General features: G+C 39.6%; 10 protein-coding genes, 7 tRNA genes and 1 rRNA gene (1 of these 18 only partly in view). All 18 read right to left on the bottom strand.

Annotated elements, in window-relative coordinates; all coding sequences use genetic code 11:
- Nucleotides 1-25: 25 nt before the first annotated feature.
- Nucleotides 26-580, bottom strand: a complete 555-nt coding sequence (locus CLOST_RS02735; RefSeq protein WP_013360712.1) for a 2-oxoacid:acceptor oxidoreductase family protein — start codon at nt 578-580, stop codon at nt 26-28.
- A 1-nt stretch (nt 581) separates the two neighbouring features.
- Nucleotides 582-1,331: a thiamine pyrophosphate-dependent enzyme gene (locus CLOST_RS02730; protein ID WP_013360711.1), complete on the bottom strand. Its 750-nt coding sequence runs from the start codon at nt 1,329-1,331 to the stop codon at nt 582-584.
- Nucleotides 1,331-2,386, bottom strand: coding sequence for a 3-methyl-2-oxobutanoate dehydrogenase subunit VorB (locus tag CLOST_RS02725; RefSeq protein WP_013360710.1), 1,056 nt, complete (start codon nt 2,384-2,386; stop codon nt 1,331-1,333). Before CLOST_RS02725 ends, CLOST_RS02730 begins: the two co-directional genes overlap by 1 nt.
- Nucleotides 2,387-2,403: 17 nt before the next feature.
- Nucleotides 2,404-2,622: a 4Fe-4S dicluster domain-containing protein gene (locus tag CLOST_RS02720; protein ID WP_013360709.1), complete on the bottom strand. Its 219-nt coding sequence runs from the start codon at nt 2,620-2,622 to the stop codon at nt 2,404-2,406.
- Between the two features lie 61 nt (nt 2,623-2,683).
- The gene (locus tag CLOST_RS02715; RefSeq protein ID WP_013360708.1) at nt 2,684-3,361 is read right to left on the bottom strand and encodes a hypothetical protein; all 678 of its coding nucleotides are present in this window, start codon (nt 3,359-3,361) and stop codon (nt 2,684-2,686) included.
- A gap of 2 nt (nt 3,362-3,363) precedes the next feature.
- Nucleotides 3,364-4,440: a butyrate kinase gene (gene buk, locus CLOST_RS02710; RefSeq protein ID WP_041487082.1), complete on the bottom strand. Its 1,077-nt coding sequence runs from the start codon at nt 4,438-4,440 to the stop codon at nt 3,364-3,366.
- Between the two features lie 35 nt (nt 4,441-4,475).
- The gene (gene ptb / locus CLOST_RS02705; protein WP_013360706.1) at nt 4,476-5,381 is read right to left on the bottom strand and encodes a phosphate butyryltransferase; all 906 of its coding nucleotides are present in this window, start codon (nt 5,379-5,381) and stop codon (nt 4,476-4,478) included.
- Nucleotides 5,382-6,461, bottom strand: a complete 1,080-nt coding sequence (gene buk / locus CLOST_RS02700; protein WP_013360705.1) for a butyrate kinase — start codon at nt 6,459-6,461, stop codon at nt 5,382-5,384.
- Between the two features lie 138 nt (nt 6,462-6,599).
- Nucleotides 6,600-7,802 (bottom strand): CdaR family protein, encoded by a 1,203-nt coding sequence (locus tag CLOST_RS02695; RefSeq protein WP_013360704.1) that lies wholly within the window; start codon nt 7,800-7,802, stop codon nt 6,600-6,602.
- Entirely contained in the window at nt 7,799-8,614 is an 816-nt protein-coding gene (gene cdaA, locus CLOST_RS02690) for a diadenylate cyclase CdaA (RefSeq protein WP_013360703.1), read from the bottom strand. Before cdaA ends, CLOST_RS02695 begins: the two co-directional genes overlap by 4 nt.
- 151 nt (nt 8,615-8,765) lie before the next feature.
- Nucleotides 8,766-8,842, bottom strand: a tRNA-Arg gene (locus tag CLOST_RS02685).
- A 39-nt stretch (nt 8,843-8,881) separates the two neighbouring features.
- Nucleotides 8,882-8,955, bottom strand: a tRNA-Gly gene (locus tag CLOST_RS02680).
- Nucleotides 8,956-8,979: 24 nt separating this feature from the next.
- Nucleotides 8,980-9,054: transfer RNA gene (locus CLOST_RS02675), tRNA-Gly, on the bottom strand.
- Between the two features lie 64 nt (nt 9,055-9,118).
- A tRNA-Tyr gene (locus CLOST_RS02670) sits at nt 9,119-9,203 on the bottom strand.
- 9 nt (nt 9,204-9,212) lie between these two features.
- Nucleotides 9,213-9,289, bottom strand: a tRNA-Asp gene (locus CLOST_RS02665).
- A gap of 12 nt (nt 9,290-9,301) precedes the next feature.
- Nucleotides 9,302-9,377: transfer RNA gene (locus CLOST_RS02660), tRNA-Val, on the bottom strand.
- 5 nt (nt 9,378-9,382) lie between these two features.
- Nucleotides 9,383-9,457, bottom strand: a tRNA-Glu gene (locus tag CLOST_RS02655).
- A 58-nt stretch (nt 9,458-9,515) separates the two neighbouring features.
- A 23S ribosomal RNA gene (locus CLOST_RS02650) occupies nt 9,516-11,680 on the bottom strand (it continues 753 nt past the right edge of the window).

Raw genomic sequence — 11,680 nt, 5'->3', positions numbered from 1 at the left:
CATTATTTTGAATTAAACAAAGTTATTATTTTACAGATTCTCTTACAGCTTGCATACCTTTTTCAATCGCTTCTTTGTTAAGAGGTACAAACTTCTCTTTTGAAGGACCGAAAACTTTTTTGAAAGCCTCAAGAACGCTGTCGATAGATACGGTTTTGTTGATTTCAATTAAAGCACCTAGCATAACCATGTTAGCTACTCTTGGATTTCCAAGCTCAAGTGCTATTTCGTTTGCATCTATATAGTATACATCTACATCAGTTCTTTCAACTTTTTTCTCTATTAGAGAACGGTTGATGAATATGCTTCCTCCTGGTGCTACGTCTTTCTCAAACTTAGTAAGAGATGGAAGATTCATAATTATAGCTGAAGTAGCATCATTTGTAATAACTGGTGAACCGATAGGAGTTTCAGATACTATAACTGAACAGTTAGCAGTTCCTCCACGCATTTCTGGACCATATGATGGAAGCCAAGATACTTCTTTGCTTTCTAGCATACCAGCATAAGTGATAAGCTGTCCCATAGACATTACCCCTTGACCACCAAAGCCTGCACAAATTATTTTTTGAGTTTGCATACTATTTCGCCTCCCCATCTACATTTTTAAAGTTTCCTAGAGGATAGTATGGAATCATGTTATCTTCTAGCCATTTTAATGCTTCAACTGGATGTAGTCCCCAGTTTGTAGGACAAGTAGAAAGTACCTCTACCATAGTAAATCCTTCTCCATTAATTTGAGCTTGGAAAGCTTTTTTGATAGCTGCTTTAGCTTTACGAACATTTGCAGCAGTATTTACTGTAACTCTTTCTACATATACAGCTCCATCAAGAGTTGAAAGCATTTCTGATACTCTAATAGGGAAGCCTACAAGAGCTGCATCTCTTCCGTAAGGTGATGTTGTAGCTTTTTGACCAACTAGTGTAGTTGGAGCCATTTGTCCACCAGTCATACCGTAGATTGCGTTGTTTACAAATATTGTAGTTATTTTTTCTCCTCTAGCTGCAGCATGAACTATCTCAGCCATACCTATAGAAGCAAGGTCTCCGTCTCCTTGATAAGTAAATACTACTTTATCAGGATGAACTCTTTTGATACCTGTAGCACATGCTGGTGCTCTACCATGAGCTGCCTCTTGCATATCACAGTTAAAATATTTATAAGCAAGTACTGAACATCCAACTGGTGCAACACCTATAGAATCGCCAAGTACTCCTAGCTCTTCTAATACTTCTCCAACTAATCTATGGATAATACCGTGTGTACAGCCTGGACAGTAATGCGTTTGTACATCAGTAAGTCCCTGAGTCTTTTTGAAAACAACTGCCATTATCTTACACCTCCCATAATCTCTCTTGCTTTATCAACTATCATAACAGGCTCTGGAATCATTCCTCCAACTCTTCCTACAAAGTGAACTGGAAGTTTGAACTCAACAGCTGTTTTTACATCTTCTATCATTTGTCCCATTGACATCTCAACAGTTAGAAGAGCTTTACAATTTAAGTTTTCGAATGCTTTATTAGGGAATGGCCATAATGTCATAGGGCGAATTACACCAGCTTTGATTCCTTCTTTTCTAAGGTCTTCAGCTGCATTTTTCGCAATACGAGCAGTTGTTCCATAAGCTACAAGGATAATATCTGCATCTTCAATTTTGTAGTTTTCCCATCTAGCTTCTTTTTCTATAATTTCTTCATATTTCTTCTCAAGACGAATGTTGTGATCTTCTAGCTCTTGAGCTTCAAGATAAAGTGAGTTGATTACGTTAGGCTTTCTTAAGCCTTTAGTTCCAACAGATGCCCAAGTTTTTTCCTGAAGCTCTCTTTTTGCTGGAGGATTAAACTCAACTGGCTCCATCATCTGTCCTATCATACCGTCTCCTACTACCATTACTGGCATTCTGTAGTAGTCAGCTACTTCAAATGCTTCCATAGTCATATCTACAGCTTCTTGAATAGTTGCTGGAGCATATACTATATGTCTGTAGTCACCATTTCCGCCTCCACGAGTCGACATGAAATAGTCAGCCTGTGATGGTTGGATTCCTCCTAGTCCAGGGCCTCCTCTCATCATGTTTACGATTACTGCTGGAAGCTCTGCACCTGCTATGTATGATATACCTTCTTGTTTTAAGGCGATTCCTGGAGATGAAGAAGAAGTCATAACTCTAGCTCCTGCTCCTGCTGCTCCATAAACCATATTTATAGCTGCAACTTCTGACTCCGCTTGTAAAAAAACTCCTCCAACTTTTGGCATCTCTCTAGCCATATACTCTGGAATCTCATTTTGTGGTGTAATAGGATATCCGAAGAAGTATTTACATCCAGCCTCGATAGCTGCCTTTGCTACTGCTTCATTACCCTTCATAAGTACTTTAGCCATTTATAGTATCCTCCTTTTTATTGTTCTCTCTCTACAGTAATTACATAATCTGGACACATAGTTGCACAGTTAGCACATCCTATACATTTATCCATCTCTAGTACAGTTGCTGGATGGTACCCTTTTATGTTGATTTGTGTTTTGTCCATAACTACTATTTTTACCGGGCATGCTGTAGTACAAAGCTCGCAACCTTTACAGCGATCTTGATCAAAATACACCTTACCTTTAGCCATTTATATATCCTCCTTTAAGCGTTGTTCTGCTAGGCAGAAATTATATTAATACTATATTGCTTTACATCCACTGATCTCTCATAATCAAATCCAGTGCTAAGATTTCGCCTGAAACCTCATCTGGTATTTGACTAGCTATATGTGACATAGCAGAAACGTAGCGGATAGGAATGCCAAGTTCTTTGGATGCTTCTTTTAAAAGCTTGTCCCCTTTAAGTACATCTTCAAGAGTTGTTTCTCTGATAAGATGAGTGTTGTTTATAAAACCTGTCACTTTGAGCCTACTTGTTGCCTCTATAGTTTCCTTGTGCCTTTTGATTCCTTCTAAATCCATGGTCTGCTCTCTATTTGCATTTACAACCATGAACATGTCATAGTCACCATCTTCAATGTAATTTTTGAATCTGCCAAGCACTCTTGCTCCTACAGAGTCTCCTCCTACATCTATTACGTATTCATAGGTTTTGTCCTCTAAAGGCGTTATTATATCAGCAGCCACAGCAGGTAAGTCAAGAGCATTTCCTGCTATAGAGCTAGCAATTACTTTTATGCCTTGCTCTTCAAGCATAACCTGCTTTTCTCTAGATCTAAAATAAACATTTACTATATCAAGGTCAGCTATAGCAACTTTACTAGCAGTAGCTTGCTTTAGCTTCATAGCATAATTCACTGAAAACTCAGTTTTGCCACTGCCATAGTGTCCTATGATAATTCTAATCCTTTTATCGTTAATAAACATATTTAAGCCTCATATCTTTGTGGTTTCTCTTCCTCACGAAGAACACGAAGTGCTCCTTGAGCTAGAGCTGACATTTCATCCTCACCAGCATATATTTTTACATCAGCTATAAATGATACTCTTTCCTTAATCCATGTAGTTATCATTTCAGAATATGCAATTCCTCCAGTAAGGATAATTGCATCTACCTTACCTTTAAGTACAGTAGCGCATGAACCTATTTCCTTTGCAACTTGGTAAGCCATAGCTTCGTAGATTAGTTTAGCCTTTTCGTCGCCTTCAGCTATCATCTTTTCAACATCTCTAGCATCATTTGTTCCTAAATAAGCTACTATTCCGCCTTCGCCTTTTAATAGCTTCTTGATTTGTGCATGTGTATATTTCCCACTAAAGCATAGCTTAGCTAAATCTCCAACTGGAAGTCCTCCAGCTCTTTCTGGTGAAAATGGTCCTTCTCCGTCTAGAGCATTATTTACATCTATAACTCTTCCTTTTTCATGAGCTCCTACAGATACTCCTCCGCCCATATGAGCTACGATTACATTTATGTCTTCATATGATTTTCCAATTTCACTAGCAAATCTTCTAGCTGTAGCTTTTTGATTTAGTGCATGGAATATTGAGAATCTAGGAATTTCTGGCATACCTGAAATTCTAGCTACATCATTCATTTCATCAACTACTACTGGGTCAACTATAAATGAAGGAGCAAGTGCTGCATCAGCAATTTCTTTAGCGATGATTCCGCCTAAATTCGAAGCATGCTCTCCAAGGTATGGCTCTTTAAGTCCAGCAATTAGTTCATCAGATACTTCATAGGTTCCGCCTTTAATTGGCTTTAAAAGGCCTCCTCTTCCTACTACTGCATCTAGTTCTTCAATAGCAATTCCAGCTTCACTAACTGCGTCTACTATAACGTTCTTTCTAAATTCAAATTGATCAAAGATTTTCTCGTATTTATTGATTTCTTCTGTAGAATGTCTTAGAGTTTTTTCCATTATTTGTGTTTCATTTTCATATACAGCAATCTTTGTTGATGTAGATCCTGGATTAATAGCTAATATTTTATAAGTGCTCATAGTTCCCTCCAAAGTTTTATTTTATATTTCTAAAATTAGTTTTGCTTGCTAGCTGCAAGTACAGCAAGTGCAATAGAATTTAGCTTAGTAATATCGCTGTCAGCTCTTGAAGTTAATACAATAGGTGCTTTTGCTCCAACAATTAGTCCTGCGTTTTCACCTTTTGCAAAGAATACTAGTGATTTATATAAAATATTTCCTGATTCAATATTTGGAACTAAAAGAATATCAGCTTTTCCTCCAATTGGATGAGTCATTCCTTTATGCTTTGCCGCTTCTTCAGATACTGCATTATCAAGTGCAAATGGTCCTCCAACTAAGCAACCTTTTATTTCTCCGTTTTTTTGCATTTCTTCTAACTTAAATGCATCTATTGTACATGGCATCTTTTCATCTGTTTTTTCCTTAGCGCAAAGCACTGCAACCTTTGGCTCTTCAATATCTAAGGCATGAGCTAATGAAACAGCGTTTTCAAGAATTTGCTTCTTTGTCATTAAATCTGGGCTCAGTGTCATAGCCGCATCTGTAACAAAGAATAATCTTTCATATCCATCTATTTTAAATACAGCAACGTGGCTAAGTGGAAGTCCAGTTCTAAGTCCAATTTCCTTATTAAGCACAGCCTTTAAAATAATAGATGTATCAACTAGACCTTTCATAACTATATCTGCTACTCCATTTGAAACTAGCTCTACTGCTTTTAGACAGGCATTAGTAAGGTCAGGCTCATTTACTACTTCATAATCTGATAAAGCTATATTTAAAGTCTCAGCTATTTCAGCTATTTTAACTTCATCACCTACTAATATAGCTTTTGCTATACCTTCTTTTCTTGCAGCTTCAACTGCTAAAAGTACTTCTTTATCTTGAGCACAGGCTACTGAAATAGTCTTTGGACCTCTTTCTTTAGCAAATGCTATAATTTCATTAAAATTTTTCATCTAAAATTTCACCTCATTTTCATAAATCTTTGCCTTTTCTTCACTATTTAAAACCCTTACAGTTCCTTCAGCTAGTGCTAGCATTTCATCTTCGCCAGGAATAACCATATATGGAGCTATAAAAGAAACCATTTCTTTAACTTGATTTGTTAGATTCTCAGAGTAAGAAACTCCACCAGTCATAACTATTGCATCAACTTCTCCTTTTAGAACTGTAGCCATCTGACCAATTTCCTTTGCTATCTGATAAGCCATAGCTGAAAAAATTAGCTTTGCCTTTTCATCTCCTGCATCTATCAGCTTTTGTACTTCTCGTGCATCATTAGTGCCAAGATAAGCAACAAGGCCTCCCTTACCACTTATTTTCTTCTTCATTTCAGCTAATGTATACTTTCCTGAGAAGCACAGCTTTACTAAATCACCACATGGAAGTCCCCCAGTTCTTTCTGGTGAAAATGGTCCCATCTCATTGGCATTGTTATAGTCTATTGCTTTACCTTTTCTAAGTGGGCAAATTGAAATTCCTCCACCTATATGAGCTACAATTAAATTTACCTCGTCTAAACCTTTTCCTAGCTCTTTAGCAGCTCTTCTTCCTACTGCTTTAACATTTAGTGCATGTCCTAAAGAAATCCTCTCAATTTGAGGTATTCCTGAAATTCTAGCTATATCTTCAAATTCATCAACAGCTACAGGGTCAACTATATAGCTTTTCACTCCAGCTTTTTCAGCTATTTTGTCTGCAATTAATCCTCCTAAATTCGATGCATGTTCTCCTCTGTGAGCAGCAATCAAATCCTCTTTCATCTTTGAAGTTACTTCGTATGTACCTCCAGGCATAGATCTTAGAAGACCTCCTCTGCCTACAACCGCTTCTAAATCCGAAAGTTGGTATCCTTCTTCTTTCATCCAGTCTTCAATTAAAGCTTGGCGCATTTCTAGCTGATCAGATACTCTTTCAAACTTAGCTATTTCTTCAGCTGAATGTGTCAGATTATTCTGGATAACGTTTTCTGTCCTTTTAAACAGGGCCACCTTAGTAGATGTGGAACCAGGATTAATTACTAAAATTAGCTTCATATTTCCCCTCCAAGTTCTATTAAATTATATGCTGTACATTTTTTTGTGATTGTATTTTTGATACAGCTTTCAATTATATATCTCTATGATATCCATAAATCAAAAAAAATTCAAGAGAAGGGCAGTATCCAATGGATACTACCCTTCTAAATTCAAGTACAACGGTGTTGTTTCAATGCTTTCGACCTCTTCATCAACCTCTACGTGAATAGGTACTCTTGCAGGATTATTTTCATATTCTTGCATTTTTATATAAACCCTAATGTCGTTTTCCGATATTGTATCCATAATTTTGTCAGTAGTTGTAATCTTCACAGCAATAAAATCGCTTATATCTGGATTATCAGAAATATCTGGCAGTTGGCCATTTCCAGAAATTTGGATTCTTTCTTTAGATATATTAAATTCTTTACTAATTACTTTTTCCATAGATGACTTTAAAGTAATCTCTGGAGTCTGTGTCTCTACACCTGTAGGCATAACGAGTTTAACTTTTAAATTAGGATTTTCTACTAGCTGTAAAAGCTCAACCTTCTCAGTTTTTATTTCTTTTATTGAATCAATTACATTAGCTTTTCCTTTTATAACAACTTCAGGTGGGTCTATCGTATATCCACTTAGCTTAAGTTCGTCATTTTCACTGCTTGGTATATCAAGTACAATTGGAACCGTCTTTGCTTTTACAACAATAGCATGTACAAATACAGTATCTTGATTTATACTTACACCTTTAACTTCTTGATTGTCTCTATCCACAGGAATAACTTGAAGCTTCTTGCTAAAATCCTTATCATAATTAGAAACATCGAGAGTAGTCATTAATGTAGTTATAGAGTCTACCAATGATTTAGGGCCTTCTATATACATACTAGCAGGATTTGATTTAATTTCCTTAATTTCGTAGCCCTCAGGCAAAGTTCCAGTTTGTACTACTGATACCGATTTTCGAATGACCATTTTCTTTTCTAAATTAATTTGTTTATCAGAAGGATATAAAGTATACTCAACATTGGAATCAACATCCTTTAAATCTACTACAAGTATATTTTGACCTTCTTTAGGGTTGTTTATTAAGCCCTCGGTTTTAATTCCTTTAGTAATTTGAGCATTTAAAATAGATCTTCTACCTCTTAAGCTAACTCTTACATTCAAATCTGTTCCATACTCTGGTGTCAGCTCTAGTAGCTCAAGTTCTTGCATATTTGTAATATTAATAGGGACTGAATCAATATCTCTTATTATAATAGGGTCAACTTCTGCCATTACATATATCCACATAAAAAAAGCAAAGATTACTGCAAATATTTTCATCTTTAAATTTTGGTTTAATAATGTCTTCATTTGAATATGCCGCCTTTCTTAAAAAAGCCTTTAGACTCTTCTTCTTTTCTAAGTCCTTTTAAAAGGAAGGTTCTAAGTGACTCCTCAGAAAGATCTCTATATAACTTACCATTTTGTGCTAGTGATATAAATCCAGTTTCTTCTGAGACTATAAGCGCTATACAATCTGATCTTTCACTAATTCCAAGTCCAGCTCTGTGCCTTGTTCCAAGTTCTTTGTTCAAAAATTTATTTTCTGTAAGAGGTAAAAAACAACCGGCTGCCATAATTTTTCCACCTCTAATAACTGCTGCACCATCATGAAGTGGAGTGTTTGGTATAAAAATATTTATAAGAAGCTGTCTAGTAACTTTAGCATCCATCATTGTTCCCGTTTGAATTATATCGTTTATGCCAGTTTCTCTTTCGAAAACAAGAAGAGCTCCTATTTTTTGCCTTGCAAGTGATGTCATTGACTGTACTACCTCTTCAACAACAACATCTACTTTTTCAGTATCCTCAATAGCTGGTTTAATTATAAATTTAGTTCTTCCTAGATATTCAAGCACTCTTCTAAGCTCTGGTTGAAATACTATTAAAAGTGCTATCATTCCCACTGTCATTGTATTTTTAAGTATCCAGTTAACAACATGAAGCTGCATAATCTCACTTGCTTTTGTCGCAAGCAATAAAATTACTATACCTCTAACTAGCTGCTCTGCTCTAGTTTCCTTTATAAGCTGGTATAGTTTATAAAAAACATATGCAACTATTGCAATGTCTATAACATCAAAAATTCCTATATTAAATACTATATCTTTTAATTCCCACAAGTTAATAGCCTCCTTAAGGCAAAATTCGACTTCAATATATAGTATACATCATTTATATCAGTTGAGAGAAGAGAAGTAACCAATCTGTAAAGATTTTTTCAAAAATTAAAAAAAGACCTATAAATTTTAGGTCTTTTTGTTAGAACTATAATGGTGCGCCTGAAGGGACTTGAACCCCTGACACATGACTTCGAAGGCCACTGCTCTATCCAACTGAGCTACAGACGCAGTGCAGTGCTAAGCTGAAGTCTTAAATTAAGTTTTAATTGGAGCGGGTGAAGGGAATCGAACCCTCGCAATCTGCTTGGAAGGCAGGGGCTCTACCACTGAGCTACACCCGCATGCTAAATGCTTTAAATTTGTATTGGAGCGGAAGACGGGACTCGAACCCGCGACCCTCGCCTTGGCAAGGCGATGCTCTACCACTGAGCCACTTCCGCGACTTTGGTGATTTGACAACAAAGTTATTATACAACTTTATCTTGCATTTGTAAATATATTTTTTGGTGGAGGGAGCTGGATTCGAACCAGCGAAGGCGTTGCCAACAGATTTACAGTCTGCCCCCTTTAGCCACTCGGGAATCCCTCCGTATAAAAATGGCGATCCGGAAGGGGCTCGAACCCTCGACCTCCAGCGTGACAGGCTGGCATTCTAACCAACTGAACTACCGGACCGCATATTAAGTTTGGTGGGCCCAACAGGGCTCGAACCTGTGACCCCCTGCTTGTAAGGCAGGTGCTCTCCCAGCTGAGCTATGAGCCCACAAATGGTGACCCCTAGGGGAATCGAACCCCTGTTACCGCCGTGAAAGGGCGGTGTCTTGACCGCTTGACCAAGGGGCCATTTTTTTACAATAAAAAATGCCTTGCACACTAAAAACTGCATATCATAATCCTAAGTTAGGTCAAGTCCTCGACCTATTAGTACTCTTAAGCTCAATACATTACTGCACTTACACCTAGAGCCTATCAACCAGGTAGTCTTCCTGGGGTCTTACCCTTGCGGAGGGAAATCTTATCTTGAGGTTGGCTTCGTGCTTAGATGCCTTCAGCACTTATCCATTCCGCACGTAGCTATCCAGCTGTGCCACTGGCGTGACAACTGGTGCACCAGAGGTGCGTCCATCCCGGTCCTCTCGTACTAAGGACAGATCCTCTCAAATTTCCTACGCCTGCGACGGATAGGGACCGAACTGTCTCACGACGTTCTGAACCCAGCTCGCGTACCACTTTAATGGGCGAACAGCCCAACCCTTGGGACCTACTACAGCCCCAGGATGTGATGAGCCGACATCGAGGTGCCAAACCTCCCCGTCGATGTGGACTCTTGGGGGAGATCAGCCTGTTATCCCCAGGGTAGCTTTTATCCGTTGAGCGATGGCCCTTCCACGCGGTACCACCGGATCACTAAGTCCGACTTTCGTCCTTGCTCGACCTGTATGTCTCGCAATCAAGCTCCCTTTTGCCTTTACACTCTACGCACGATTTCCGACCGTGCTGAGGGAACCTTTGAGCGCCTCCGTTACATTTTGGGAGGCGACCGCCCCAGTCAAACTGCCCGCCAAGCAGTGTCCCAGATGAGGATTCACTCATCGTGGTTAGAATCCAGATAGTACAAGGGTGGTATCCCAAGGATGGCTCCAGCAAAACTGGCGTCCTACTTTCAAAGCCTCCCACCTATCCTGTACATATACTACCTAAATCCAATGCTAAGCTACAGTAAAGCTCCATGGGGTCTTTCCGTCCTGTCGCAGGTATCCGGCATCTTCACCGGAATTACAATTTCACCGAGTCTGTTGTTGAGACAGCGCCCAAATCGTTACGCCTTTCGTGCGGGTCGGAACTTACCCGACAAGGAATTTCGCTACCTTAGGACCGTTATAGTTACGGCCGCCGTTTACTGGGGCTTAAGTTCAGTGCTTCGATTGCTCTAACACATCCCCTTAACCTTCCAGCACCGGGCAGGCGTCAGCCCCTATACTTCACCTTGCGGTTTAGCAGAGACCTATGTTTTTGGTAAACAGTCGCTTGGGCCTATTCTCTGCGGCCTCTTCATGCGTTAACACTAATGAGGCACCCCTTCTCCCTAAGTTACGGGGTAATTTTGCCGAGTTCCTTAACAACAGTTCTCTCGCTGGCCTTGGGATTCTCTCCCCACCCACCTGTGTCGGTTTGCGGTACGGGCACCTTTTATCTCGCTAGAAGCTTTTCCTGACAGCGTGAAATCAACGACTTCGCTACTAAATTTCGCTCCCCATCACATCCCAGAATTGTAACCGCGGATTTGCCTGCGGCTACTTCCTCAATGCTTGGACACACAAATCCAACTGTGTGATCGCCTATCCTTCTGTGTCACTCCATCACTCAAACGATAATTGGTGGTACAGGAATCTACACCTGTTGTCCATCACCTACGCCTTTCGGCCTTGGCTTAGGTCCCGACTAACCCTGAGAGGACGAACCTTGCTCAGGAAACCTTGGGTTTTCGGCCTGGATGATTCTCACATCCATCTCGCTACTCATGCCAACATTCTCACTCGTATACAGTCCACTGCTCCTTACGGTACAGCTTCAGCCCGTATACGACGCTCTCCTACCACTCATACATAAGTATGAATCCGTAGCTTCGGTAGTGTGTTTGAGCCCCGGTAATTTTCGGCGCGGGACCACTCGACCAGTGAGCTATTACGCACTCTTTAAATGAATGGCTGCTTCTAAGCCAACATCCTGGTTGTCTGGGCAATCCCACATCCTTTTCCACTTAACACACATTTTGGGACCTTAGCTGACGGTCTGGGCTGTTGCCCTCTTGACCATGGATCTTATCACTCATAGTCTGACTGCCAGATATAATATACAGGCATTCGGAGTTTGATAGTCTTCGGTAACCCAAAGGGCCCCTAGGACAGTCAGTGCTCTACCTCCTGCAATCTAAACTCTGACGCTAGCCCTAAAGCTATTTCGGAGAGAACCAGCTATCTCCAGGCTCGATTGGAATTTCACCTCTACCCACAGTTCATCCCCGCACTTTTCAACGTGCGTGGGTTCGGACCTCCATTTCCGGTT

Origin of the sequence: Acetoanaerobium sticklandii (assembly GCF_000196455.1) — a bacterium.
In the GTDB taxonomy this organism is placed as follows: Bacteria; Bacillota; Clostridia; order Peptostreptococcales; family Filifactoraceae; genus Acetoanaerobium; species Acetoanaerobium sticklandii.
This window is presented reverse-complemented; position numbering and strand designations above follow the sequence as displayed.

Coding starts and splice junctions, on each gene's coding strand:
- buk (WP_041487082.1), bottom strand. CDS start 4,440: ATGAGCACTTATAAAATATTAGCTATTAATCCAGGATCTACATCAACA.
- buk (WP_013360705.1), bottom strand. CDS start 6,461: ATGAAGCTAATTTTAGTAATTAATCCTGGTTCCACATCTACTAAGGTG.
- CLOST_RS02735 (WP_013360712.1), bottom strand. CDS start 580: ATGCAAACTCAAAAAATAATTTGTGCAGGCTTTGGTGGTCAAGGGGTA.
- CLOST_RS02715 (WP_013360708.1), bottom strand. CDS start 3,361: ATGTTTATTAACGATAAAAGGATTAGAATTATCATAGGACACTATGGC.
- CLOST_RS02720 (WP_013360709.1), bottom strand. CDS start 2,622: ATGGCTAAAGGTAAGGTGTATTTTGATCAAGATCGCTGTAAAGGTTGC.
- ptb (WP_013360706.1), bottom strand. CDS start 5,381: ATGAAAAATTTTAATGAAATTATAGCATTTGCTAAAGAAAGAGGTCCA.
- CLOST_RS02695 (WP_013360704.1), bottom strand. CDS start 7,802: ATGAAGACATTATTAAACCAAAATTTAAAGATGAAAATATTTGCAGTA.
- CLOST_RS02730 (WP_013360711.1), bottom strand. CDS start 1,331: ATGGCAGTTGTTTTCAAAAAGACTCAGGGACTTACTGATGTACAAACG.
- CLOST_RS02725 (WP_013360710.1), bottom strand. CDS start 2,386: ATGGCTAAAGTACTTATGAAGGGTAATGAAGCAGTAGCAAAGGCAGCT.